We start from the raw sequence: 24015 nt of genomic DNA on the forward strand, positions 1-24015 counted from the left end.
AAGGGGAGAAGGTAAGGCTGGCGTCACGCCGCTTTCGCTTCTTCCTGGGGTGCGGCGAGATCGCCGCGCGCCTTGCGGGCGAGCCTCTTGGCCGAGCGCTTGGGGCTGTCGCCGAACAGTTCGGCGGCATCGGCAAGGCAGGCCTTGGTCAGGCTCTTTTCTGAGCGCTTCAAGAGCTTGCGCAGAAGCTTCGTCTCGTCGGCGGGGCCGAGCGGCTCGCCTTCGGCGTCGAGCAGGGCGCGCATGACGAAGACGTCGTGCAGTTCGCCGAGCAGTTCGCCGAGCCTGTCGACCGCCTTGCGGCGCGCCTTGATCGGCGTCGGCCACAAGCGGCCGAGCAGCGACAGATGCATGGAATGCGTCTTGGCCGCCTTGCGCAGATCGTGAAAATCGTCGGCCTCGCCGCGCGCATCCGCCTTGTCCAGCGCCTTCTTCGCGCGGCGCAAGGTGGCGCGGGCGCCTTCGGCCAGGATATCGGCCGCCTGTTCCGGCTGATCGGGCAGGGCCAGCCTGTCGGTGCGCTCCAGGCCTTCGTGGCACGCGGCGATGGCCGCACTGATGGCGGCGTCGAGGCCGGGACCAGCATGGAGCTCGTGCTGGCGCAGCACCAGCCGCTCGCGTACGGCGTCCAGACCGCCGCCCGCGGATTGTTCCGGAAAGGCGTCAGCCAGGCGGTCGACAGTCTCGATCAAGGCAGTCGCCTCGCGCGGTCCGGCAAGCAGCGCCGACACCTGCTTGTAGCATTCGTTCTCGGTCTGGCAGAACGGTTCGTCCCCGGAACGAACCAGGCGCAGCAAGGCGCGCACACTCTTCAGACGCTTGCGGCATTTATGCAGCCCCTGCTCCGGCTTCTCGCGAGCCGCCTCAAGATGGCCGATTGCCTTGCCGATCTCGTCGGCCAATATGCGCCTGACCTCGCCGGTCAGCGGCAGGCGCGGATCGATGCGGAAGCTCATGCGGCGATCTCCGGAATCCCCCCGAGGGCCAGCGACGCGTTGTAGAATCTCGACTCGCCGGTGACCTCGCGACCGAGCCAGTCGGGCAGCATTTCGTCAGATACGTCCTCCGGCGTCTCCAGCTCCGCGATCACCAACCCCGCGAGCTTTCCGCCGAAAACATCGACTTCATAGAGATAGCCGCGGTGTCTAACATGGTGGCGTGTCTTCTCGATGACACGTCCGATGGCAAAGGCCATCAGTTCCTGGGCTTCGGCAAGCGGGATGGAATATTCGAATTCGTCGCGCTCGCGCGCCCTGACGCCGAACTTCAGCGTCAGCTTGGCGGAGCGCCCGTCGCTGATGCGCACACGCACCGTGCGGCCGGGCTGRGCGGCGACGTAGAACTGGCGAATGCGGATCTCCGCCTCGACCTCGTCGCGCCATGCCGGACCGGAGACCAGGAACTTACGCTCGACTTCCTTGCCCATGGCCGCGCACTAAAGCCTGTGGGGGTCGAGAAGGCAAGCCGACTCAGAGGTCAAATTTGACTTTAATCAATCGATTGATTAAAGTTTCTGATATGAAGAGGCAACCGGATCCAAAAAGGCAACAGCGCGAAGCGACCACCGCCGAGCAGACGCGAATGGCGTTGGTGCACGCGGCGCTCAAACTGTTCGGACGGCAGGGTTTCGACGGTACCTCGACGCGTGAGATCGCGGCGGAAGCCAAGGCCAATATCGGCTCGATCGCCTATCATTTCGGCGGCAAGGAGGGCCTGCGCGCCGCCGCCGCTGACTTTATCGTCGAAACCATCCAGGGCATCGCCGGCCAGGCGCTGGGCGCAACCCAGGCGGCCGCCCCGGCAACCCCCGAAGCCGCACGGGCCCAGCTTTTCGCCGCCCTCGAGCGGATGGTGGGTTTCGTCGTGGTCAGCCCGCAGGCCGGCGAGATCGTACAATTCGTACTCCGCGAGCTCTCGCATCCGACTGCCGCGCTCGACCGCATCTATGCCGGCGTGTTCGAGCCGACACACCGGCGGCTGTGCCAAATCTGGGAGCAGGCGACCGGCGAGCCGGCCGAGAGCGAGGCGACCAAGCTCACCGTCTTCACCATGATCGGCCAGGTCATCTATTTCCGCATCGGCCGCGAGGCGGTGATGCGCCGCATGGGCTGGCGCGAGATCGGCAATGAGGAGGCCGCCAAGGTGGTGGCGGCCACGACCGGCAATCTCAGGGCAATGCTGGCGTCACGCGATGCACGCGCCGGCAAGAAGGACAAATCATGAGCTTTCTCTGTTCGCTGCCGCTCGCGGCCCAGCTGTTCGGCGCCTGCGCGCCGGCGGCGCCCTTGGCTGTCGGCTATGTCGAGGGCGAATATGTGCTGATGGCGCCGATCGAAGTGGCCCAGGTGGCGACGGTGACGGTCAGGCGCGGCGACCGCGTCGAGACCGGCACGGCGGTGGCGACGCTGGAAGACGCCGACGCCAGGATCGAGGTGGCGCAGGCCGAGGCCGCGCTGGCGCAGGCCCAGGCGCAGCTTGCCGACCTGCAGGTCGGCAAGCGTCCCGAGGAGATCGCCGTGCTCAAGGCCGAGGTCGACATGGCCAAAGCCCAGGCCGCCGACGCCAAGCGCAAATATGACCGCGCCAGCGACCTCTATAAGCGCGGCACCGGCACCCAGGCCGATTACGACACTGCCTCGGCCTCACTGGAAACCGCCAATGCTCAGGTCGGCCAGGCGGAGGCCAATCTCGCCGTCGGCAATCTGCCGGCGCGGCCCGAAACCATCAAGGCCGCCGACAACCAGGTCAAGCAGGCGCAATCGAGCTTGCGGCAGGCCGAGTGGCGGCTGTCGAAGCGGGTGYTGACGGCGCCGTCGCCCGGCCGCGTCAACGACGTCATCCGCAATCCCGGCGACACCGCCGGACCGACCTCGCCGGTGATCTCGATGCTGCCGGACGGCGCCGTGAAGCTCAGCGTCTATGTGCCGGAAAGCGCGTTTTCGTCGGTCAAGGTCGGCACCGAGCTCAACGTCCATTGCGACGGCTGCGGGGCGGGGCTGAAGGCGCGCGTCAGCTATGTCTCGCCCGATCCGGAATTCACGCCGCCGGTGATCTACTCGCTCGAAAACCGGCAGAAGCTGGTCTATCTCGTCGAGGCCCGGCCGGAGGGCGATGCGGGACCCTTGCAGCCCGGCCAGATCGTCGATGTCGATCTCGCGGATATCGGGCAATGAACGTCATCGACGTCCGCGGCCTGGTCAAGCGCTTCGGCGACAAGACCGTCGTCGACCATGTGACGATGACGGTCGCCGAAGGCGAGATCGTCGGCTTCCTCGGGCCGAACGGCTCGGGCAAGACGACGACCATCCGCATCATGTGCGGACTGCTCACGCCGGACGAGGGCGAAGGCACGGTGCTTGGCTTCGACATCCTTACCGACGCGCTCAGGATCAAGCGCGAGGTCGGCTACATGACGCAGAAATTCTCGTTCTACGAGGATCTGACGATCGGCGAGAACCTCGAATTCGTGGCGCGGCTCTACCGGCTGAAGCCGGTAGAGCAACATGTGGCGAGGACGCTGGAAGAACTCGGCCTGGCCAGCCGCCGCAACCAGCTGGCCGGCACGCTTTCCGGCGGCTGGAAACAGCGGCTGGCCTTGGCCGCCTGCATCATGCACAAGCCGAAGCTGCTTCTGCTCGACGAGCCGACGGCGGGCGTCGATCCGAAGGCGCGGCGCGAGTTCTGGGACGAGATCCATCGGCTGGCCGGCGGCGGGCTGACCGTTCTCGTCTCCACCCATTACATGGACGAGGCCGAGCGCTGCCACCGCATCAGCTACATCTCCTACGGCAAGATGCTCGCCACCRGCACGGTGGACGAGGTGGTGAAGAATGCCGGGCTGACCACCTTCGTGCTGCAGGGGCCGAAGCTCGACCAGGTGGCCGAGGCGCTGCAGGGACGGCCGGGCGTCGACCAGGTGGCGCCGTTCGGCGCGACGCTGCATGTCGTCGGCTCCGACAACGCGGCGCTCGAGAAGGCGCTCGCCGATGTCGAGAAGGAGCACAAGGACGTGACGGTGACGCCGGGCGAGACCAGCCTGGAGGATGTGTTCATCCAGTTCATGTCCGGCTCGAAGGACAACATGGCATGAACGCGGTCTTCTCCTTCGCCAGGCTGGGCGCGCTGCTCATCAAGGAGTTCATCCAGATGCGGCGCGACCGCATCACCTTCGCCATGATGCTGGGTGTGCCGCTGATGCAGCTCGTGCTGTTCGGCTTTGCGATCAACAACGACCCGAAGAGCCTGCCGGCGGCGCTGGTGGCGACCAGCAGCGGTCCCTACACGCGGGCGATGGTCTCGGCGCTGCAGACCACCGGCTACTACCGCTTCGACCATGTGGCGCAAAGTGCGGCGGAAGCCGAATTCCTGATGGCKCGCGGCGATGTCTCCTTCGTCGTCACCATTCCCGCCGATTTCGCGCGCCGCGTCGAGCGCGGCGACAATCCGCAGATACTGATCGAGGCCGACGCCACCGACCCGTCCGTTGCCAGCGGCGCCATCTCGACGCTCGGCACCGTGGCCAGCCAGGCGCTGCTCAGGGCTCAGGGCACCCAGGACGCGGCCAGGGAAGCGGCGCGCGGCCAGCTCGATGTCGTCGTGCACCGGCGCTACAATCCGGAAGGCGTCTCGCAATACAACATCGTGCCCGGCCTGCTCGGCGTCATCCTGCAGATGACCATGGTGATGATGACGGCAATGGCGCTGACCCGGGAAACCGAGCGCGGCACGATGGAAAACCTGCTCGCGATGCCGTCAAGCCCGCTGGAGATCATGCTGGGCAAGGTGCTGCCTTACCTCGTGGTCGGCGCCGTGCAGGTGGTGGTGGTGCTGGTGGCGGCGAAGCTCCTGTTCGGCATCCCCTTCGTCGGCAGCCTGACGCTGCTGCTCTCCTCGGTGCTGGTCTTCGTGCTTTCGCTGGTGCTGCTCGGCTATACGATCTCGACCATGGCCCGCTCGCAGATGCAGGCGATGCAGCTCACCTTCTTCTTTTTCCTGCCATCGCTGCTGCTCTCCGGCTTCATGTTCCCCTATCGCGGCATGCCGGGCTGGGCGCAGACTTTCGGCGAGATTTTCCCGCTGACGCATTTTTTGCGCATCACGCGGGCGGTGATGCTGAAGGGCGCCGAGCTGCCCGCGGTGGCGACGGAAATCGGCTGGCTGGTGGTGTTCGTGGCGCTGTTTGCAGGTGTGGCGCTGGTGCGGTTCAGGCGCACGCTGGATTGAGCAAAGCATGGCGGAAAGTTTTTGACGCTGGCGGGACAGCACCCCCCTCTGCCCTGCCGGGCATCTCCCCCGCAAGGGGGGAGATTGGCAGCATCGGCCGCGCCGCTCTTTCTGCAACGTTGGTGATTGGCGAAATCGGGGGCGACAGCTGATCTCCCCCCTTGCGGGGGAGATGTCCGGCAGGACAGAGGGGGGTGTGAAGGATCGCGACGTTTTCTTGCTTGCGCCGCAGCGCCTACGCCGCCGCCATGATCTCCGCATAGGTCCCGAAATCGACGTTGCCGCCCGACAGCACCACGGCGACGCACTTGCCGGCGAGGTCGATCTCGCCGGATGAGAGCGCGGCCAGCGCGACGCAGCCGCCCGGCTCGACCACCAGCTTCAGATACGCCATGGCGTCGCGCATCGCCTGGGCGGCGGCCTTGTCGGAGACGGCAATGGCGCCGGCGAGATTGCGGCGGTTGATCTCGAAGGTGATGGCGCCGGGCTCGGTGGTGAGCAGCGCATCGCAGATCGAGGAGTGGCCGGGCTCGTTCGCGACCCGCTCGCCCTTGGCCAGCGAGCGGCGCGTGTCGTCGAAATGCTCGGGCTCGACCGCCCAGACGGCGGTGCGCGGCGAGGCGTCCTTGACCGCGACGGAGATGCCGCTCGACAGGCCGCCGCCGCCGCAAGGCACGACGACGGCGTCGAGCGCCGCGCCGAGCGCCTTCGCCTGCTTCATCAGCTCCAGGCCGATTGTGCCCTGGCCGGCGATGATAGCCGGATCGTCGAAGGGCGGCACCAGCACCATGCCCTTCTCGACATAGGGGCGCACGACCGCCATGCGGTCGTCCTTGAAGCGGTCGAACGGCACCACTTCCGCCCCCATCTTGCGGACATTGCCGACTTTCAGCGCTGGCGCGTCGGCCGGCATGGCGATCACCGCCTTGACGCCGAACATGGCGGCTGAGGCCGCTACGCCCTGCGCATGGTTGCCGGAAGAGAAGGCCACGACGCCACGGCCGCGCTCCTCCTCGCTGAGCGACGACAGCTTGTTATAGGCGCCGCGGATCTTGAAGGAGCCGGTGCGCTGCAGCGTCTCGGGCTTGAACAGGATGCGGCCGCCATGGCGCCTGTTGAGCTCCGGCGATTCGATCAGCGGCGTTTCGACGATCAGGCCGGAAAGCCGCTCGGCGGCGGCGCGGATGTCTGAGATGCCGGGCAGGGTGGTCATGGGCGAGGGCCTTGCGGGAACGGGATCGCCCATGGTGCACGCAAAAGACCGTGGCGCGCCAACGAAAAAATGTCATGGAGACAAGGTTGGCGACGGTGACGCCGTCGGCTACTCGTCGCCTTCGACGACCCGCAGCCTGAGTTGGCCGGTCTTCGAATCGGCCACCCGCGCGCCGGCATCGGCCTTTGGCGCCGCACTTCGCGCGGCCTCGGTTTCGCCCTCGGCGAATTCCAGCGCCTCGATCTTCTGGCCGCGTTTGGTCACCTTCGATGTCGACACCAGGATGTCGTCTATGTCCCGCGCCGCCTGGCCGAAATGCGTCTGCAGCCGCCGCACCCGTTCGTCGACCCGCGCCACATCCTCCATCAGCCGGATGACCTCGCCCTGGATCAGATGCGCCTGCTCGCGCATGCGGGCATCCTTGAGGATCGCCTGGATCACCTGGATCGACAGCATCAGCAGCGACGGCGAGACGATGACGACGCGGGCGCGATGCGCCTTCTGCACCACTGTCTCGAAATTCTCGTGGATCTCGGCGAACACCGATTCCGACGGCACGAACATGAAGGCGGTGTCCTGCGTCTCGCCCTGGATCAGGTATTTTTCGGCGATATCGCGGATGTGCACCTCGATGTCGCGCCGGAACGCCTGCGCCGCAACCTTCTGCATGTCGGCGCCTTCGGCGGCGCGGATGGCGTTCCAGGCTTCCAGCGGGAACTTGGCGTCGATGGCCAGCATCGGCGCGCCGTTCGGCATCCGCACCAGGCAGTCGGGCCGGCTGCCGTTGGAAAGGCTTGCCTGGAATTCATAGGTGCCGTGCGGCAGGCCATCGGCGACGATCGCCTCCATGCGCGATTGGCCGAAGGCGCCGCGCGTCTGCTTGTTGGAGAGGATCGCCTGCAACTGCACGACCTGGCCGGCCAGGGACTGGATATTGCCCTGCGCGGTGTCGATCACCGCCAGCCGCTCCTGCAGCTTGGCCAGGCTCTCATGCGTCGACTTGGTCTGTTCGGCCATGGTCTGGCCGAGGCGCCCGGTCATGGCGTCGAGCCGTTGTCCGAGCGACTGGGTGAGCTCGGCCTGCCGCGCCCCGAACACCTCGGCGATGGCGCCCATGCGCCCCTGCATCTCGGCCTGCGCCTGCAGGACGTCGGCGATGCGCGCCTCGGTGTCGCGGGCGTGGTCGGCCGCTTCCGCCGCGGCAGCCGCGCGCGCTGTGGCCGCGCGCCACAAGGCGATGACCAGCGCCGCGAAGAGAACGACGAACAGGACGAGGGTGAAAGCGAGCGCGTGGCCGAGCGTGATCGTGGAGGCGCCGAGCCGCGCGACCGGTTGCGAAAGGATGGAGGTCATGTCGTTCATATGCGCAGCATAACCGATTCGGCCTCCTGGCACAGATCAAAACGTGAACAGGTCGAAGCTGTCCCGGTTGACGCTAGTCAAGCGAGGTCTTAGGTGAGACGCCATGTCGATCAAGCCGCTCATCATCCTTCCCGATCCCGTCCTGCGCCAGGTTTCCAAGCCGGTGGAACGCGTCGATGCCGATCTGCGCAAGCTAGCCGACGACATGCTGGAGACCATGTATGACGCCCCGGGCATCGGGCTGGCGGCGATCCAGGTCGGCGAACCCCGGCGGCTGCTGGTCATCGACCTCGCCAAGGAAGGCGAGGAGCCTCAGCCGCATGTCTTCATCAATCCGGAGGTGCTGGAGAGTTCCGACCAGCGTTCCGTCTACGAGGAAGGCTGCCTTTCGATCCCCGACTATTACGCCGAGGTCGAGCGCCCGGCCTCGGTGCGGGTGAAATATCTCGACCGCGACGGCAAGCTGCAGGAAATGCGGGCGGAAGGCCTGATGGCCACCTGCCTGCAGCACGAGATCGACCATCTCAACGGCGTGCTGTTCATCGACCACATCTCGAAGCTGAAGCGCGACATGGTGGTGCGGAAATTCAAGAAGCTCGCCAAGGACAAGGCGCCGGGCAAGATGGTGGGTTAGGGGCCGTTTCGGCCACGCGAGCACCTGACCCTAGCCGCAAAACAGGATCGCAGCACCTCATGCCGCTTCGCGTCATCTTCATGGGCACGCCGGATTTCTCCGTGCCGACCTTGCGCGCCATCGCCGAGGCCGGCCACGAGATCGCGGCCGTCTACACGCAGCCCCCGCGCGCAGCCGGTCGGCGCGGGCTGGAATTGACGCCGTCCCCGGTGCAGCGCGAAGCCGAGCGGCTGGGGCTCGAGGTGCGCACGCCGACATCGCTGAAAAGCGAGGCCGAGCAGCAGGCTTTTGCCGGCTTGCAGGCCGATGTCGCGGTCGTCGTCGCCTATGGATTGCTGCTGCCGAAAGCGGTCCTGGAGGCGACAAGGCTCGGCTGTCTCAATGGCCACGCCTCGCTTTTGCCACGCTGGCGTGGTGCTGCTCCCATCCAGCGCGCGATCATGGCCGGCGATAGCGAAACCGGTATGATGGTCATGAAGATGGAAGAGGGTTTGGACACCGGACCGGTGGCATTGGTTGAAAAATGCGCCATCGCACCCGATATGACGGCCGGCGAATTGCATGACCGCCTGATGGCTCAGGGCGCATCGTTGATGGTCGAGGCGCTCGCGCAGCTGGGGATAAATTGTCTGACATTTACCCCGCAGGCGGCGGAAGGGGTGACCTACGCCCGAAAGATCGATAAATCGGAGACACGCGTAGACTGGACGCGGCCTTCTGGCGAAGTCCACAATCACATTCGCGGCCTCTCGCCCTTCCCGGGCGCGTGGTGCGAGGTCGAAATTGGCGGCCGCATGGAGCGGCTGAAACTGCTTCGCTCGACGCTCTCGGATGGCGTCGGCGAGTCGGGAGGAATTCTCGATGACCGGCTGACGGTCGCCTGCGGGTCGGGCGCGGTCAGGCTGGTCGAAGTTCAACGGGCGGGCGGAAAGCCTGCCGCCGCGCAGGAGTTTCTGCGCGGAGCCAAGATCGAAAAAGGAACGAAACTCACATGAGCATGATGTCGATACGCGCGGCGACGCCGCGGGATCGCGAGGCGATCCGCCTCGTCGAAGAGCATGCCTTTGGCCAGCAGGCGGAAGCCGGCCTGGTCGACGCATTGGTTACCGGCGGCGACGCCGTTGTCGAGCTGGTGGCGGAAGAAGACGGCCAGGTCGTCGGCCACATCCTGTTCTCCAGGCTTTACGTGCAGAATGGCGGCAAGCGTTTCGCGGCCGTCGCGCTGGCGCCGCTGGCGGTCGAGCCCTCCTTCCACGGCACCGGCATCGGCGGCGCGCTGATCCGCGAGGCGCATATCCGCCTCAAGGAGGCCGGCGAGACGCTGGCCGTGGTCCTGGGCGATCCGGTCTATTACGGCCGCTTCGGTTATACCCATGCCCGCGCTGCCGGATTCGAGAGCGAGTATCAGGGCGAAGCGCTGCAGGCCCTGGCCTGGGCCGACGCGCCCGAGACCGGCAGGCTTGTCTACGCTTCGGCCTTCACCGCGCTCGCTGCTTAGGCGAGCGCGGATCGACCGCAGAACATGCCGCGTTTTCGGCTCGATATCGAATATGACGGCAGCCAGTTCGCGGGCTGGCAGCATCAGGCCGACCAGCCCTCGGTGCAGCAGGCGATCGAGCAGGCGATCGAGAAGTTCTGCGGTGAAGGCCTAAGGATACGTGCCGCCGGCCGCACCGATGCCGGCGTGCACGCCACCGCCCAGGTGGCGCATGTCGATCTCGCCAAGGCGTGGCCGGGCGACAAGGTGCGCGATGCGGTGAATGCCCATCTGCAGGCGACCGGCGCGCGCGTCGCCATCCTGAAAGCGGCTGTCGTCGCCGACGATTTCGACGCGCGCTTTTCCGCCACCGGCCGCCACTATCTCTATCGCATCTTGAACCGTCGCGCGCCTCCGGCGCTGGAAAAGGGCAAGGTCTGGTGGGTGCCGAAGCGGCTCGATGCCGAGGCCATGCATGAGGCGGCCAAGGTGCTGCTTGGAAAGCATGACTTCACCACCTTCCGCTCCACCCAGTGCCAGGCCGAAAGCCCGGTCCGCACGCTCGACCGCCTCGACGTCGGCCGCGATGGCGATTTCATCGAGGTGCGGACCTCGGCGCGCTCCTTCCTGCACAACCAGGTTCGCTCGATGGTCGGCTCGCTGAGGCGCGTCGGCGACGGCTCCTGGGGCGCCGCCGATCTCAGGGCGGCGCTCGAAGCGCGCGACCGCGCCGCCTGCGGCCAGGTGGCGCCGCCGGACGGGCTTTTTCTCGTCGGAGTGGACTATCCCGAGGCGTCCGGCAAATCCGCTACCGACACCTAACCCGTCGGGCTGTCCGGTATGTCTATGCCGAGCAGCGCCTGCAGGCCGAACAGGACGAGCAGCGAGGCGATGAACATGCCGACGAACACGGCCGTGCCCACCGCGGCGCCCTTGCCGATGGTTGCGTTGGTCATGCGCCAGGTCAACACCATCGACAGGGCGAACAGAACCAGCGACACCAGGCTGGTGATCTCGCTGCTGGAGGGGAGGAAGAGCCTGAGCAGCGCGGAGGGCAGCATCAGCCAGGCGATGATCGCCGACGTCCAGTTGGAGGCGACGACATAATGGACGAAGYGGCCGCCGATGCCGGCACGCGGCGCGACCAGCGCCAGCGCCACCAGCGGCAGCACCCAGGAGCCGAGATCGACCGTCGCCAGCCGGATCAGCATGCCGAGGCGTCCAGCGAAGGCGTCCGGGTCGCCGATCTCGTTGGCGATCCCGACCCAGCCGACGATCAGCGCCGGGGCCGCCACGATGATGGCGAAAAAGGAATTCCAGAAACCGTCCGCCGAAAGGTCGAGCAGGCGCAACCCGTCGGCCTTACCGAACATCAGCCGCCAGGCGCCGGCCAGCGAAGCGTAGGTTTCGTCCGCCGAAAGCATGGTCACGAAAGGCCCTGTCCGAACCAGTCTTCGATGAAGCGTTCGTAGATTTGCGTCAGCGTCTCTAGATCGGCAAGGGCGACGCGCTCGTCGACCATATGCATGGTCTTGCCGACCAGGCCGAACTCGACCACCGGGCAATAATCCTTGATGAAGCGCGCGTCAGACGTGCCGCCGGAGGTGGAGAGCGCCGGCGTCTTGCCGACCACCGCCTTGACCGAGCTGCTCAGCGTGTCGATCAGCCTGTCGTCGCGGGTCAGGAAGACATGGCTCGGCCGGTCGCGCCAGACGAGCTCGTAGTCGACCGGCGTCTTCTTGCCCGGCCGGTACTTCTTGCGTCCGGCGGCCTGGTCGAGCCGGTTGTGGATCTCGGCCTGCACCGATTCGGCGTCCCAGGTGTCGTTGAAGCGGATGTTGAAGGTGGCGGTCGCCTTGGCCGGGATGACGTTGGTCGCCGGATTGCCGACATCGATCGACGTCACTTCCAGATTGGTCGGCTGGAAATCCCTGGTTCCCTTGTCGAACACCGGATGGAGCAGCGCGTCGACGAGGCTCATCAGCCCGCGCACCGGGTTGTCGGCAAGCTGCGGATAGGCGGCATGGCCCTGGCGCCCGTTCACGGTCACGCTCCCCGACAGCGAACCGCGCCGGCCGATCTTGATCATGTCGCCGAGCGCGTCCGGATTGGTCGGCTCGCCGACGATCGAGGCGTCCCACTTCTCGCCCTTGGCCGCCGCCCAGTCGAGCAGCTTGGTGGTGCCGTTGATGGCCGGTCCTTCCTCGTCGCCGGTGATGAGCAGCGAGACGGAGCCTTTCGGGCCGCCATTTTTCTCGACATGGCGCGCCACCGCGGCGACGAAGCAGGCGATGCCGCCCTTCATGTCGACGGCGCCCCGGCCATACATCTCGCCATTGGCGATTTCGGCGGCGAAGGGCGGGTGCGTCCAGGCCGCCTCGTCGCCCACCGGCACGACGTCGGTATGGCCGGCAAACATCAGATGCGGGCCGTTGCCCGAGCGCCGCGCATAGAGGTTTTCGATGTCCGGCGTGCCGTCTTCCGAGAAGACCGGGCGTTCGACCGAGAAGCCGAGGGGCGTCAGCATGCCTTCCAGCGCGGCAAGCGCGCCGCCTTCGGCGGGCGTCACGGAAGGACAGTGGATCAGGGCGGCAAGATTCGCGGCGGGATCGGTCGGCAATGTCATGGGCAAAGCGATAGTCGAAAGCGTCTGTCGTGTCACGGTGGCAGATGATCGCCGGTCATGCCGCCGACAATATGGTTTTCATGGCGTATAAATGCATGTCGCCCAGAAGTGTGCGGCGGTTCTGGGAGAACGACATGCATCATCATAGCAAGTCGTGGGCCAAGCGAGGACGAATGCATGGCCAGTGAAACAAGCGTCATTGCGATAGCCGGCGCCGGCAGTATTGGATGCTATGTCGGCGGCTGCCTGGCTCTCGCCGGACGCGAAGTGGTTTTCCTCGGTCGCGGCCGCATCGTCGAGGCGCTGCGCGAAAGCGGGTTGCGCATCAGCGATCTCGATGGCCGCGACCGTCGCCCCGCGGCGCAGGCGACTGCCGTCACCGACGATCCGGCGGCGGCGCTGCCCGACGCGGATGTCATCCTGGTGACGGTCAAGAGCGGCGCGACCGCGGAGATGGGCAGGCTGATCGGCGCCCATGGGCGCCCGGATGCGGTGGTGGTCAGCCTGCAGAATGGTGTCGACAATGCCGACAGGTTGYGCGCCGCGCTCCCGGGACGGCGGGTGCTGACCGGCATGGTGATGTTCAACGTCGTCCAATCTGCGGACGGCGAGCCGCCGTTCCACGTGCATCGCGCCAGCCAGGGCGAGGTGATGATCGATGCCGGCGTCGACGGGCTCGTCGATCTGCTCGACGTCGATGGGCTCGCCGTCGAAGCGCGCGCCGACATGAAGGCGGTGCAGTGGGGCAAATTGCTGATGAACCTCAACAATGCGCTGGTGGCGCTCTCCGACCTGCCGCTGGCAAGGCAATTGGCCGACCGAAGCTGGCGCGGCATCCTCGCCGCTGAGATCGACGAGGCGCTCGCCGCGATGAAGGCCGCAGGCATCGCGCCGGCGCGCATCACCGGCCTGCCGCCGGCGCTGCTGCCGAAAGTGCTGCGGCTTCCCGACTGGCTGTTCGGCCTCCTGGCGCGCCGCATGCTGGCGATCGACCCTCAGGCGCGCTCGTCGATGTGGGACGATCTCAAGCGCGGCCGCCCGACCGAGATCGAGGAATTGCAGGGCGCCATCATTCGACTGGCCAGGCAAACCGGCACTCCGACGCCGGTCAACGAACGCGTCGCCGCGCTTATACGTCAGGCGGAAGCGGAAAAGCGCGGTCCGCCGAAGCTGATGGCGCGGAACGTCAACGGCGGTCCTTGATCAGCGTGATCTTCTGCCAGATCTTGCGCGACAGGTTGGAGCTCAGATTCTCGATATCGTTGACACCGTCGATGACGACGTCGTCATTGACCGATTGCGCGAACAGCGCCGCGATCTTGCCGGCGATCGACAGCATCTCCGAGCAATAGTCGAGATAGCGCGCAAGGTCGGCGGCATTGGTGATGCGCTGCGGCGAGTGCGCGGTCGGCTTGAAGTCGGCCGCCAGCGCCGCCGGGTCCTTGGTCAGCTGGTGCATGTCGATGACATGGATCAGCGAGCGCAGTCCGTGCAACTGGCGGAACACCTTCTTGCGCTTGATGCGCTCCTCGGTGCGGACCAGCGCCAGCAACCCGAGCACGGCAAGGATGACGGTGGTGATCGTCGCCTCGATGCCTTGCATCGACTGCGCGGCGTCGTCGGCGCCGGAGATGCGGTCGAGCGGCAGGATCGTGCCGACGAACAGGAACACCGCCACGCCGGCGACGAAGGCGGCGATGATGACGCCGCGCAGCCACCAGATCGGCGCCTCCAGTTCCTTGGCAGCCCTGGCCAGGTCCCGCGACAGCGACACCAGCTCGGCCGAGACGCCGCGCAGGCCGGCTTCCGGAAAGCGTTCGCCGATCCGCCCCTCCAGCCTTTCGGCCGTCTCGATGATCAGTTGCGGATCGAGCGTGCGGTAGCGCATGGCCGTGTCAGCTATCGCCCGGCGCGTTGGTGCGCCTGCCGTAGCGATTCGGCCCGGGATCGCTGCGGAAACAGGCGAGGATGACGAGCAGGATGGGCCCGATGATGAGCGAGATCAGCGCAAAATAGGTCGGCTTGCCGAAATCATGGAAGCGCTTTGCCGTTACGGCGAAGGTGGCCCAGGCCGAGATCAGCAGCACCCCCCAGCAGACCATGGCCCAGTTCTGGCTGGCGGCGGTGTTCAGCTCAACCCGCGCGAACTGGTAGAACGGGAAAAACTGGACAAGCACCAGCAAGACCCCGGCCAGCGCATAGGCGACCGGGCTCAGCCGCCCCGAAAGACTGAAGAACACCCAGAGGAATTGCGATCTTTCAGACAATCGCGCCCGCTCCGTCAAAGCATGACTCCCGAAAGTGGGAACCGGTTTCGGGACAAAGACATGCGCAAGATCAAAACCTAAAGCGCAGGGGGCGAATCTGAAAGATCGCGACGCGCTTTAGGCAGGATCAATCGCGCAGCAATTCGTTGATCGAGGTCTTGGAACGGGTCTTGGCGTCGACGCGCTTGACGATCACGGCGCAGTAGAGGCTCGGACCCGGTTCGCCATTCGGCAGCGGCTTGCCCGGCAGYGATCCGGCGACCACCACCGAGTTTGCCGGCACTTCGCCGTAGAAAACCTCGCCGGTGGCGCGGTCGACGATCTTGGTCGACTGGCCGATGAACACGCCCATGCCGAGCACCGAGCCTTCGCGCACGATGCAGCCTTCGACCACTTCGGAGCGCGCGCCGATGAAGCAATTGTCCTCGATGATGGTCGGGCCGGCCTGCATCGGCTCCAGCACGCCGCCGATGCCGACGCCGCCGGAAAGATGCACGTTCTTGCCGATCTGGGCGCAGGAGCCGACCGAGGCCCAGGTGTCGACCATGGTGCCCGAATCGACATAGGCGCCGACATTGACGAAGGACGGCATCAGCACGGCGCCCGGCGCGACATAGGCCGAGCGGCGCACCACCGAGGACGGCACGGCGCGGAAGCCGGCCTTCTCGAAATCGACCGCGCTCCAGCCGTCGAACTTGGACGGCACCTTGTCCCACCACACGGCCTCGCCCGGGCCGCCCTTGATGATCTCCATCGGGTTCAGCCGGAACGAGAGCAGCACCGCCTTCTTCAGCCACTGGTTGACATGCCACTTGCCGTCGTCCCGCCGTTCGGCGACGCGGGCGACGCCGCGATCGAGAAGGTCGAGCGCCTCCTGGATGGCGACGCGCGTCTCGCCGCGCGTCGCGGTCGAAATCGCGTCGCGCCCCTCGAAGGCCTTTTCGATGGTCTCCTCGAGGCTCGCCAGATCGGGCTTCGACATGATTTCGCTCCATTACCAAGCTGTTAAGGCGCTCAGCCTTAACCTGTTTAAAAGTCGCGCGGACCCTATGTTAAGGCTTAATGGGGGTCAATCGCGCCAGCGTCACGGGACGGCGCAAGTAAGGGAATTGGACGGGTGGATTCGATGACTCCCATGGAAAAGGCAGGGTGGACGCCGCTGCCGCATTCGGACGAGGACCTGGAGCGCTCGAAAAGCGTGCCGGATACCCCGCAGACACGTGCCGAAACCTACCGGCTGGCCTGGAACGATCCCGACTTCATGACGCGGCGCGAATTGCGCGCCGTGCGGCTCCAGCTCGAGCTGCTGAAGCCGGAGATGATCCTGGCCGAACGCGGCATCCGCTCGACCGTCATCCTGTTCGGCGGCGCCCGCCTGCCGGAGCCGGGCGGCGAGGCCTGGGCGGCGAAGAACGAGACGCAGAAGAAGAACCTCGAGGCCAACAGCAAATATTACGAGGAAGCGCGCAAATTCGCCCGTCTGTGCTCGCGCCAGTCGGCCACCTCCTATTATCGCGAGTATGTCGTCGTCACCGGCGGTGGGCCTGGCGTCATGGAGGCCGGCAACCGCGGCGCCGACGACGTCGGCGCCCCGTCCATCGGCTTGAACATCGTGCTGCCGCACGAGCAGGCGCCCAACGCCTATGTCACGCCGGAGCTCTGCTTCAACTTCCACTACTTCGCCATCCGCAAGATGCATTTCGTCATGCGCGCCAAGGCGGTCGCGGTGTTCCCGGGCGGCTTCGGCACGATGGACGAGTTCTTCGAGACGCTGACGCTCATCCAGACCGGGCGCATGGAGCGCGTGCCGGTCATCCTGTTCGGCAAGGCGTTCTGGCAAAGGGCGATCGATCTCGATTTCCTCGCCGAGCAGGGCACGATCTCGCCTGGAGATCAGGACATCATCGATTTCGTCGACACGGCGGACGAGGCCTGGGACATCATCCGCCGCTTCTACAAGTTGGGGGAGTAGGAACTGAGGAACTGAAGAACTGAGGAACTGAAGAAATGAAGAAATGAAGAACGATTCGGACGCCCTTTTTCTTCAATTCTCCAATTCCTCAATTCTTCAATTCCTCAGTTCCTCAGTTCTTCAGTTCCCGGGACGGCACGGCCCGCCTATATCGGCAGCTCAGCCAGCCAGCCGTTCAGATGCGCGAAGCGCACGATGGCCGCCCGCGAGTGCAGCTCGWGCTTCTCGGTTGCCCTGGTGCGATAGGTCTCGATCGTCTTTATGCTGAGGTTGAGCCGGGACGAGATTTCCTTGTTGCTATAGCCGAGCGCCACCAGCTGGATGACCGACCGTTCCCGTTCGCTGAGATTGCCGGGATCGCCCTGCGGGGCGCTGCGCGGGCTCAATATGCGCGCCGCAAGCGCCGGATCGACATAATTGTCGCCGGCCAATACGCAGCGAATGGCCTGCAGCAGGTCCGTCGCGGTCGACCGCTTGACCACGAAGCCGCGTCCGCCGGCCGCCAGCACCTGGCGCAGGCAGCCGGGGTCCTCATGCGCCGTCAGCGCTATGCAGCTGATCTCGGGAAAGCGCTCGCCGAGCTGCTCGATCAGCGTGACCCCGTTGACGCCCGGAAGCGAAATGTCGACCACGGCGACATCGGGCAGCGTCTTGCCGATCCCCTCAAGGGCATCTTCGGCATTCCTGGCAAGCCCGACGATCGTCAGGTCGTCCTGGCTGTTGATCATTGCCCCTACCCCGGACAGGATGATCGGGTGGTCGTCGACCACGAATATCCGCCTGCAGTGCACCTTAACCTCCATCAGTCTGTCAAAGGCCCTGTCACGCGGAAAGGGTCCCTCTTGTCCTTGATGGTCTAGGCAACTGCCCCGCCTGGCGCGGGACGCCCGTATGTCTCAACAAGCCTTAACGGCCGCAACGGGTAAGCCATCCCCCGCCTAACCCAATGATGCCGGATTGTAAGCCGTGGCGTAATGTCCGGGATGTGCAGCGCTTCACTTAGATGAATTTCTGCGAAAACTGCACGGCAGTTTTCCATCCGGAACCACGCAAAAACAAACACTTGCCGGAAGCTCGAACAGGCCAATGGCCGCCGCCRCCATTTCCCCGCCTGATCGCATTGTCGCTGAAAAGCGCTGCCGTTCATCCCCCCTTCAACCTGCCAAAGGCACGTCCGCGTAAACGGTGGTCCCCTTCGTCATGGCGGTTTCGATGGTCAATTCGCCTCCCACCAGCGCGAGGCGCTCCCGCATCCCGGCAAGCCCCAGATGGCCCGGGCCAGGTTCGGCGCCGCCGTCAAAGCCGCGGCCATCATCCTCGATCGTCAGGCGCATCCGGTCGTCGTGGATGTGCGCCGTCACGCTGACGCGGCTCGGCTGGGCATGCTTGCCGACATTGGTGAGGGCCTCTTGCGCAATGCGGTAAAGAGTCAGGGCGATTTCACGAGGAAGCGGACTCGAAAGGGCTTCGAGATCCACGTCGCAGGAAATGCCAAGCTGCGCGCAAAGCATGGTGGCCAGATCCTCGACCGAGGCGCGAAGTCCAAGCCGGTCAAGATCCGCGGGCCGCAGACTCCAGGCCGCGTCATGCACCTTGGCGCTCAACTGGTCGACGAGCACGGTGGCGCGCGCGAGGCGATCGTCCAGTTCCCGGGAGCCTGCACGGACGTTGTGCAACTCCAGCGCGATGCTGGCCAGCATCTGGCCCAGATCGTCATGCAGCTCGCGCGACAGACGCAGGCGCTGTTCTTCTTGCACGGCGATCAAACGCCGCGCCAGTTTACGGCGCAGGGCCTTGTCGTCCTTGCCTATGGTCATACCCGCCCACATCAACCCTTCTCTTCCCATTGCCGTCGCGGGGGTCGCAAGCCACCCGCCGGTCGGCGAGAAAAGGCATGAATGTGCGCGCAATATACACCCGGCATATGCCTTTATGCCTGTCAGTTTTTTCCCCATCCCTTCAACTTTTCCTGACACCGGGATCAGAAGAAAAACCGACGGCACCTGCCGATCAGCCCGAATTCATCGGCGCTGTTTCAGCGTGCATCCTTGAAGCGTCCTCCCGGTCATCTTGAATTGGCCGGGAAGCTCAACGCAAACCAAGGAGAACGTCATGAGAAAGATCATCCTGGCCGCGGCCGTCCTGTCGGCTCTGACCGGTTCGGCATCCGCATTTTCGGTCGGTAGCGGCAACGGTAACGGCAACGGCAATGTCGGCGTCGGYAACGGCAATGGCAACGGCAATGCCAACACCGGCGCCKTCAACGGCAACTTCAACGGCAACGGCAATTTCGGCCTCGGCAACGGCAACGGCAACGGCAACGCCAATATGGGCGCCTTCAACGGCAACTATAACGGCAACCTCAATGCCGGCGCCGCCAACGGCAATGGCAACGGCAACGGCAATTTCGGCCTCGGAAACGGCAACATCAACGGCAACGGCAACTTCGGCATCAGCAACGGCAATGCCAACGGCAATGGCAACTGGGGCGCCGGCAACGGCAACGGAAACGGCAACGGCAATCACTAGCGCCGTCCAACCGCCAGCGTCGCCAAGCTTCGGTTTGGCAAGACGCTGATGGCTCTGGGACCGCCGAGCCAAGCGCCCGTCCCCCGCGCAAGGCTATCGCGAATATCGCCGGCGGTCCCAGTCCTTTTCGAAGCCCAATCTTTTTTGAAGCAGGTCCCGATTTCAAGCCCAATTCAAAAACCAAGCCATGGAAGGAGTCCGCAGATGAAACGCTACGTCATACCGGTGCTAAGCCTGGGGCCGGCGCTATGCCTGGGATTGTTGAGCGCAACCGCGGCGAAGGCTGACACCGCGACGGGCAGCCAGGCCTTCGGCATGTCGGCCGTCCAGGGAGCGGTCGGCAAATACGGCCAGGCCATCGGCGCCAACGTCAGGAGCATGGACCCGCTCGGAAATTTCGGCGRCAATGTCGGCTACAAGAACAGCGGCACCGGCAACGTCGGCGCCTTCAACAGCGGAACCGGCAATGTCGGCGCCTTCAACGGCAACAACAACACCTCGCCGACAAGCGGCAACGGCAACATCGGCGCCTTCAACGGCAACTCCAACACCGGCCAATACAACGGCAACAGCAACATCGGCGCCGGCAACGGCAACTTCAACGGCGGCTCGTTCAACGGCAACGGCAATGTCGGCGCCTTCAACGGCAACCACAACGGCCGGGGAAACCACTGATGACCGGCTTGAGATCACCTGCGTCCGTTCGGCCTCGCAAGCGCCGGGTTGCGGCGAGGCTGCTTGATGGCAACGGCCTTGCGCTCGGCACGCTGCTTGCCGCGTTCTTGGCCGCCGATGCCTCGACGCTGGTCAGGATTTCCGACCTTCCGATCGGCGCAGGCGTCACCAACGGCCTTGGCAATACCGGGAATTTCAACGGCAGCGGGAATACCGGCAACTTCAACGGCAACGGCAACAGCGGCAATTTCAACGGCAATGGCAATGCCGGGAGCTTCAGCGGCAATTTCAACGGCGGCAGCTTCAACGGCAACGCCAATTGCGGCAATGGCCATGGCAACGGCTATTCGTCCGACGGCAATGGCAACGGCCAGGCAGCCGCAGGCAATCCGGGCCTGTGCCGGTTTTTGAAGGAGCTGAACGGCCGGCTGGGACTGCCGCCCGGCACGATTCCGGATTTCGACTAGTCTAGCGCGTGTCGCCCAGGCTTCCGCCAAGGCATGCCGCCAGCCAACGCAAACAGAACTCAGGCCACCACGTCGACGATCGCGGTCAGGAAGGCAGCGAGGTCGTCGGTGACGAAATCGACGTCGTCCTCGTTTGCCGGGTCGCGTTCCCAGATCTCCGAGAAGGTCGGCTCGAAATTGCGCGGCACCACCAGCACGGTCGTCATGCCAAGCGTTTTCGGCACGGCCAGATTGCGCGCCAGATCCTCGAACATCACCGCATTGTGTCCGGTCACCGAGTGCAATTCGGCAAAACGCTCATAGGTCTGGCGCTCCGGCTTGGGGTTCAGCCCGGCCGCGACGATGTCGAAGATGTCGTCGAAATGTTCCAGTATGCCGAGCTGGCGCGCGGTGCGCTCGGCATKCCTGCGGTCGCCATTGGTGAAGAYGAATTTGCGCCCGGGAAGCTGGCGGATCGCCGCGCCCAGCACCGGATCCGGCACCAGCCGCGAATAGTCGATGTCGTGAACCCTCTCGAGGAAATCGTCGGGGTCGATGCCGTGCCGCTTCATCAGCCCGTTCAGCGTCGTGCCGTATTCCAGGTAAAGCTCCTTCTGCAGCTTGCGCGCCTCCTCGCGCGAAAGCGTCAGCAGCTCGCCGACATAGGCGGTCATCTTCACGTCGATCTGCGCGAACAGGTTCGAGTGATGCGGATAGAGCGTGTTGTCGAGGTCGAACACCCAGTCCGTGACATGGGCGAAGCGGGCGGGATCGGGTGTCGTTGTCATGGGTTTCTTATGGCATGCCGGGGCTGATTTTATCCACAACTTATGCGCGTCACGAAGTGTGAAAATGGCGTCTCATTTCAAATTTTAAAAGTCTCGGAAAGGTCGCCTTTAACGCTTGCTGGCACAGAAGCTCTCCGTTGGGAGCAAATGATGAGTCGCATATTTCTGAAGGCCGCTGCCGTGGCGTTCGCCTCGGTCGCTGTCTCGCTGTTGTTGACGATGATTGTGGTTCCGGCAATGGGCTTTCCGATGAGCCGCACCGTCTGGCTGGCTTCGACGGTCTGCCCGCTCGTGCTCGCCTGGGCCGCCAGCGCCGGCAGCTTCTGGCACAGCGACCGGTTGCAGAACGCCCATCGCGAGCTTGCCCGGGCCCATGCGCAGCTCGCGGCGGCGCACCGGCGCCTGTCGGAAAAGGCAAGCCGCGACGACATGACCGGCATGCTCAACCGGGAAACCTTCTTTGCCGCGCTCGACGGGTCGCGGCGCAAGAGCGATCGCGGCGCGCTGCTGATCATCGACGCCGATCACTTCAAGAGGATCAATGACAGCTACGGTCATCTGACGGGGGACGAAGCGCTGCTTCTGATCGCCGGCGCTATCGAACGCGGCATCCGCAGCGGCGACGTGCTCGGCCGCATCGGCGGCGAGGAGTTCGCGGCTTTCCTGGTCGGCGCCAGCGAAGCGGAAGCCAAGCATGTCGCCGAGCGCATCCGCCGCGAGGTCGAGCTGATCCGTTTCCGCCCCGTCGATGAACGCACCGTGCCGCTCACCGTCTCGATCGGCGGCATAAGCTGCGGCGAGAGCGCGACCGTTTCCGATCTGATGCGCGCCGCCGATCGCAGGCTTTACGAGGCCAAGAACCGCGGCCGCAATCTTTCGATCCTCGACCGCGAGCTTCCGGAAGCGGCTTGAAGCTTCGCCGCAGGCGTCACGCATGTCGCCAAAAGTGCGCAGCGGTTTTGGGACAATGACATGCGTCAAAACAAGGACTCAAAAGCGTGGCGCCTGAGTCGGGTCCAGCGCGACCCGCTTTAGGAAAGCCCTAACCATGTCCAGATTCAACCGCACTAAACTTCCTCGTGTAACGCGGTTTTCGCCTGGCTTTGGCACGAAACTGGCCTCCTCGGCGGCATGTGTGCCGTTCAGGAACGGCATGCGTGGATCGAGGCCCTATCGAGAGGCGTGTCATGAGCAGGTTCATAAGCAAAATGTCGCGCCGCGCGATCGTTCAGGCGCTGATCGCGCTGCCCGCGCTGTCGCTGTTCCGCAACCAGGCGGCCTCTGCCAACCCTGGCGAGATCGACCCCGATGAAATCGTCGAGATCAATGGCTGGATCCTGCGGCGGAGCGACCTCGCATGATCTTCGACAGCCACGAAGCCTATAGGCAGGCCGGCTTCAAACCCAAGGCCTGCATCCTCGGCTCCGGTCCCGCCGGCACGACGATCGCCAGGAAACTCGGCGCCGCCGGCATCCCGGTCGTCGTGCTGGAGGCGGGCTCGCGCGAATTCAGCGACGAGTCGCAGGATTTCTACCGCGGCAAGACGGTCGGCGATTTCTACTTCGACCTCGACATCACCAGGCTGCGCTTCATGGGCGGCTCGTCCAACCACTGGGCCGGCTGGTGCCGCGTGCTCGACAGCCAAGATTTCGAGCCCAAGGCTTKGGCGCCGGACACCGGCTGGCCGATCAGCCGCGCCGACATCGAGCCCTATCTTGGCGAAGTCCATGACATCCTCGAGCTTCCCGACTTCCGCCCCGATGTGCCGATTTCGGACGACATACGCTGGGTGCAGTTGATCAAGAGCCCCGCGGTTCGTTTCGGCGAGAAATTCGCCGACGAGCTCGACAAGAACAAAAACATTGCCGTCGTGCTCAACACTTATGCCACCGAGCTTATCGGCGACGGCAGGCGCGTCACCGGCGCAAAGCTGTGGTCGAACGGACAGGACGCCGGCACCTTTACGGCGGACTATTTCGTCACCTGCACCGGCGGGCTGGAGAACTCACGGCTGCTGTTGTGGTCCAACGAGCGCTCGAATGGCGGCGTGGTTCCGAATGCGGCAGCGCTCGGTCGCTACTGGATGGAACATCCGACCTTCCAGGGCGGCAACGCCATTCTTGCCAACTATTCGGAGTTCGAGGTCGACGCGTCGAACGAAGCCTTCTTCTCGCCGACGCTTGCCGCGATGGAGCGGCTGCAGATCATGAATTTCGGCGTCCGCCTGATCGAGAGCCCCTATCCCAATGTCAAGAAGCTGATCGCCGATCTTGCCTGCACCGCGCCGAACATGGCGGAGTGGATGTCGACCCAGCTGGACCAGAGGCTGCGTTGCGCCGCCCAGCTCTACGTTGCCTGGGAGCAGGCGCCGCTCGCCTCGAACCAGATCGAGCTGTCGAAGACCGACGTCGATCACGCCGGCGTGCCGCGCATCGAACTGCGCTGGAAGAAGTCGCCGCTCGAGCGCCGCACCCTGCTGGAGGGCCTCAGGCTGTTCGGCACCACCTTGGCTCAGAAGAATCTCGGCCGTGTCCGCATCGACGAGTGGATCAGCAATGGCGGCGATTATCCGACCAACGAGGAGACGGCGGGCCACCATCATATGGGCGGCACCCGTATGGGCTCCGATGTCTTGAAGAGCGTCGTCGACGCCAATTGCAAGGTGCATGGCATGGACAATCTCTATGTCGGCGGCTCCTCGGTGTTCTGCACGTCGGGTCAGTGCAACCCAACCACCACCATCACCGCGCTCGCCTGCCGCCTGGGCGAGCATCTGAGCAAGGTGATCGCCGTCTGATCTCAA

Annotated in this window: 28 protein-coding genes; 16 read left to right on the forward strand and 12 right to left on the reverse strand. The window is 64.9% G+C overall.

Annotation, left to right across the window (positions count from 1 at the left end; translation table 11 throughout):
* Window positions 1-23: 23 nt before the first annotated feature.
* A complete protein-coding gene (locus LCM4577_RS01165) occupies window positions 24-956 on the reverse strand; it encodes a CHAD domain-containing protein (protein ID WP_071069133.1) in 933 nt (310 codons plus the stop codon).
* Window positions 953-1426, reverse strand: coding sequence for a CYTH domain-containing protein (locus LCM4577_RS01170; RefSeq protein ID WP_040984866.1), 474 nt, complete (start codon window positions 1424-1426; stop codon window positions 953-955). The genes LCM4577_RS01165 and LCM4577_RS01170 overlap by 4 nt, the downstream gene beginning before the upstream one ends.
* 92 nt (window positions 1427-1518) lie before the next feature.
* On the opposite strand from LCM4577_RS01170, the gene LCM4577_RS01175 reads away from it, so the two are divergent.
* Genes LCM4577_RS01175 through LCM4577_RS01190 form a run of 4 tightly spaced genes read left to right on the forward strand, consistent with a single transcriptional unit; the run spans window position 1519 to window position 5223 of the window.
* Window positions 1519-2223: a DUF1956 domain-containing protein gene (locus tag LCM4577_RS01175; RefSeq protein WP_071069135.1), complete on the forward strand. Its 705-nt coding sequence runs from the start codon at window positions 1519-1521 to the stop codon at window positions 2221-2223.
* Window positions 2220-3173: an HlyD family secretion protein gene (locus LCM4577_RS01180; RefSeq protein WP_071069137.1), complete on the forward strand. Its 954-nt coding sequence runs from the start codon at window positions 2220-2222 to the stop codon at window positions 3171-3173. The genes LCM4577_RS01175 and LCM4577_RS01180 overlap by 4 nt, the downstream gene beginning before the upstream one ends.
* The gene (locus LCM4577_RS01185) at window positions 3170-4090 is read left to right on the forward strand and encodes an ABC transporter ATP-binding protein (protein WP_071069139.1); all 921 of its coding nucleotides are present in this window, start codon (window positions 3170-3172) and stop codon (window positions 4088-4090) included. The genes LCM4577_RS01180 and LCM4577_RS01185 overlap by 4 nt, the downstream gene beginning before the upstream one ends.
* Window positions 4087-5223, forward strand: coding sequence for an ABC transporter permease (locus LCM4577_RS01190; RefSeq protein WP_071069141.1), 1137 nt, complete (start codon window positions 4087-4089; stop codon window positions 5221-5223). The genes LCM4577_RS01185 and LCM4577_RS01190 overlap by 4 nt, the downstream gene beginning before the upstream one ends.
* A gap of 235 nt (window positions 5224-5458) precedes the next feature.
* Here LCM4577_RS01190 and LCM4577_RS01195 read toward each other — a convergent pair whose 3' ends face one another.
* Together LCM4577_RS01195 and LCM4577_RS01200 are read right to left on the reverse strand one after the other, a co-directional pair.
* Window positions 5459-6436, reverse strand: a complete 978-nt coding sequence (locus LCM4577_RS01195) for a threonine/serine dehydratase (RefSeq protein ID WP_071031797.1) — start codon at window positions 6434-6436, stop codon at window positions 5459-5461.
* A gap of 108 nt (window positions 6437-6544) precedes the next feature.
* Window positions 6545-7798, reverse strand: coding sequence for a DNA recombination protein RmuC (locus LCM4577_RS01200; protein WP_071031798.1), 1254 nt, complete (start codon window positions 7796-7798; stop codon window positions 6545-6547).
* Window positions 7799-7901: 103 nt separating this feature from the next.
* On the opposite strand from LCM4577_RS01200, the gene def reads away from it, so the two are divergent.
* The 4 genes from def to truA are packed head-to-tail and all read left to right on the forward strand — an operon-like array spanning window position 7902 to window position 10731.
* On the forward strand, window positions 7902-8432 hold the full coding sequence (gene def / locus LCM4577_RS01205) for a peptide deformylase (RefSeq protein WP_041003546.1): 531 nt from the start codon (window positions 7902-7904) through the stop codon (window positions 8430-8432).
* 59 nt (window positions 8433-8491) lie between these two features.
* Window positions 8492-9427 carry a methionyl-tRNA formyltransferase gene (fmt, locus tag LCM4577_RS01210; protein WP_071031799.1) on the forward strand — a complete coding sequence of 312 codons (936 nt, stop codon included), beginning with the start codon at window positions 8492-8494 and terminating at the stop codon, window positions 9425-9427.
* Window positions 9424-9930 (forward strand): GNAT family N-acetyltransferase, encoded by a 507-nt coding sequence (locus LCM4577_RS01215; protein WP_040984877.1) that lies wholly within the window; start codon window positions 9424-9426, stop codon window positions 9928-9930. Before fmt ends, LCM4577_RS01215 begins: the two co-directional genes overlap by 4 nt.
* Window positions 9931-9954: 24 nt before the next feature.
* Window positions 9955-10731, forward strand: a complete 777-nt coding sequence (truA, locus tag LCM4577_RS01220; RefSeq protein ID WP_071069143.1) for a tRNA pseudouridine(38-40) synthase TruA — start codon at window positions 9955-9957, stop codon at window positions 10729-10731.
* On the opposite strand, the gene LCM4577_RS01225 is transcribed toward truA, so the two are convergent.
* Together LCM4577_RS01225 and dapE are read right to left on the reverse strand one after the other, a co-directional pair.
* Entirely contained in the window at window positions 10728-11333 is a 606-nt protein-coding gene (locus LCM4577_RS01225; protein WP_071069145.1) for a transporter, read from the reverse strand. The genes truA and LCM4577_RS01225 overlap by 4 nt on opposite strands.
* 2 nt (window positions 11334-11335) lie before the next feature.
* On the reverse strand, window positions 11336-12535 hold the full coding sequence (dapE, locus tag LCM4577_RS01230; RefSeq protein ID WP_071069147.1) for a succinyl-diaminopimelate desuccinylase: 1200 nt from the start codon (window positions 12533-12535) through the stop codon (window positions 11336-11338).
* A 177-nt stretch (window positions 12536-12712) separates the two neighbouring features.
* Here dapE and LCM4577_RS01235 point away from each other — a divergent pair, with 177 nt between their 5' ends.
* Window positions 12713-13738: a 2-dehydropantoate 2-reductase gene (locus LCM4577_RS01235; RefSeq protein WP_071069149.1), complete on the forward strand. Its 1026-nt coding sequence runs from the start codon at window positions 12713-12715 to the stop codon at window positions 13736-13738.
* Here LCM4577_RS01235 and LCM4577_RS01240 read toward each other — a convergent pair.
* From LCM4577_RS01240 to dapD, 3 genes are all read right to left on the reverse strand, one after another.
* A complete protein-coding gene (locus tag LCM4577_RS01240) occupies window positions 13722-14423 on the reverse strand; it encodes a hypothetical protein (RefSeq protein WP_071069151.1) in 702 nt (233 codons plus the stop codon). The two genes, LCM4577_RS01235 and LCM4577_RS01240, sit on opposite strands and share 17 nt — an antisense overlap.
* 7 nt (window positions 14424-14430) lie before the next feature.
* A complete protein-coding gene (locus LCM4577_RS01245; RefSeq protein WP_071031805.1) occupies window positions 14431-14802 on the reverse strand; it encodes a DUF805 domain-containing protein in 372 nt (123 codons plus the stop codon).
* 127 nt (window positions 14803-14929) lie between these two features.
* A complete protein-coding gene (dapD, locus tag LCM4577_RS01250; protein ID WP_071069153.1) occupies window positions 14930-15784 on the reverse strand; it encodes a 2,3,4,5-tetrahydropyridine-2,6-dicarboxylate N-succinyltransferase in 855 nt (284 codons plus the stop codon).
* Window positions 15785-15928: 144 nt separating this feature from the next.
* On the opposite strand from dapD, the gene LCM4577_RS01255 reads away from it, so the two are divergent.
* On the forward strand, window positions 15929-16774 hold the full coding sequence (locus LCM4577_RS01255; RefSeq protein WP_116389968.1) for an LOG family protein: 846 nt from the start codon (window positions 15929-15931) through the stop codon (window positions 16772-16774).
* Window positions 16775-16920: 146 nt separating this feature from the next.
* On the opposite strand, the gene LCM4577_RS01260 is transcribed toward LCM4577_RS01255, so the two are convergent.
* Window positions 16921-17544 (reverse strand): response regulator transcription factor, encoded by a 624-nt coding sequence (locus tag LCM4577_RS01260; RefSeq protein ID WP_244508190.1) that lies wholly within the window; start codon window positions 17542-17544, stop codon window positions 16921-16923.
* Window positions 17545-17928: 384 nt separating this feature from the next.
* Window positions 17929-18591 (reverse strand): sensor histidine kinase, encoded by a 663-nt coding sequence (locus LCM4577_RS01265; protein WP_052457863.1) that lies wholly within the window; start codon window positions 18589-18591, stop codon window positions 17929-17931.
* Between the two features lie 295 nt (window positions 18592-18886).
* On the opposite strand from LCM4577_RS01265, the gene LCM4577_RS01270 reads away from it, so the two are divergent.
* From LCM4577_RS01270 to LCM4577_RS01280, 3 genes are all read left to right on the forward strand, one after another.
* Window positions 18887-19303, forward strand: coding sequence for a hypothetical protein (locus tag LCM4577_RS01270; protein WP_071069157.1), 417 nt, complete (start codon window positions 18887-18889; stop codon window positions 19301-19303).
* Between the two features lie 204 nt (window positions 19304-19507).
* A complete protein-coding gene (locus LCM4577_RS01275) occupies window positions 19508-19978 on the forward strand; it encodes a hypothetical protein (RefSeq protein ID WP_071069159.1) in 471 nt (156 codons plus the stop codon).
* A complete protein-coding gene (locus LCM4577_RS01280) occupies window positions 19978-20445 on the forward strand; it encodes a hypothetical protein (RefSeq protein ID WP_071069161.1) in 468 nt (155 codons plus the stop codon). The genes LCM4577_RS01275 and LCM4577_RS01280 overlap by 1 nt, the downstream gene beginning before the upstream one ends.
* A 59-nt stretch (window positions 20446-20504) precedes the next feature.
* Here LCM4577_RS01280 and LCM4577_RS01285 read toward each other — a convergent pair whose 3' ends face one another.
* Entirely contained in the window at window positions 20505-21212 is a 708-nt protein-coding gene (locus LCM4577_RS01285; RefSeq protein ID WP_071069162.1) for a pyrimidine 5'-nucleotidase, read from the reverse strand.
* 150 nt (window positions 21213-21362) lie between these two features.
* Between LCM4577_RS01285 and LCM4577_RS01290 the strand changes: the two genes are divergently transcribed.
* The 3 genes from LCM4577_RS01290 to LCM4577_RS01300 all read left to right on the forward strand — a co-directional run bounded on the left by LCM4577_RS01290 (window position 21363) and on the right by LCM4577_RS01300 (window position 24009).
* Window positions 21363-22124: a GGDEF domain-containing protein gene (locus LCM4577_RS01290; protein ID WP_040984907.1), complete on the forward strand. Its 762-nt coding sequence runs from the start codon at window positions 21363-21365 to the stop codon at window positions 22122-22124.
* A gap of 275 nt (window positions 22125-22399) precedes the next feature.
* Window positions 22400-22573 carry a hypothetical protein gene (locus tag LCM4577_RS01295; protein ID WP_198541013.1) on the forward strand — a complete coding sequence of 58 codons (174 nt, stop codon included), beginning with the start codon at window positions 22400-22402 and terminating at the stop codon, window positions 22571-22573.
* Window positions 22570-24009, forward strand: a complete 1440-nt coding sequence (locus tag LCM4577_RS01300) for a GMC oxidoreductase (RefSeq protein ID WP_071069164.1) — start codon at window positions 22570-22572, stop codon at window positions 24007-24009. The genes LCM4577_RS01295 and LCM4577_RS01300 overlap by 4 nt, the downstream gene beginning before the upstream one ends.
* Window positions 24010-24015: the final 6 nt, after the last annotated feature.

Source organism: Mesorhizobium sp. LCM 4577 (assembly GCF_001854795.2).
GTDB classification, from domain to species: Bacteria; Pseudomonadota; Alphaproteobacteria; order Rhizobiales; family Rhizobiaceae; genus Mesorhizobium; species Mesorhizobium plurifarium.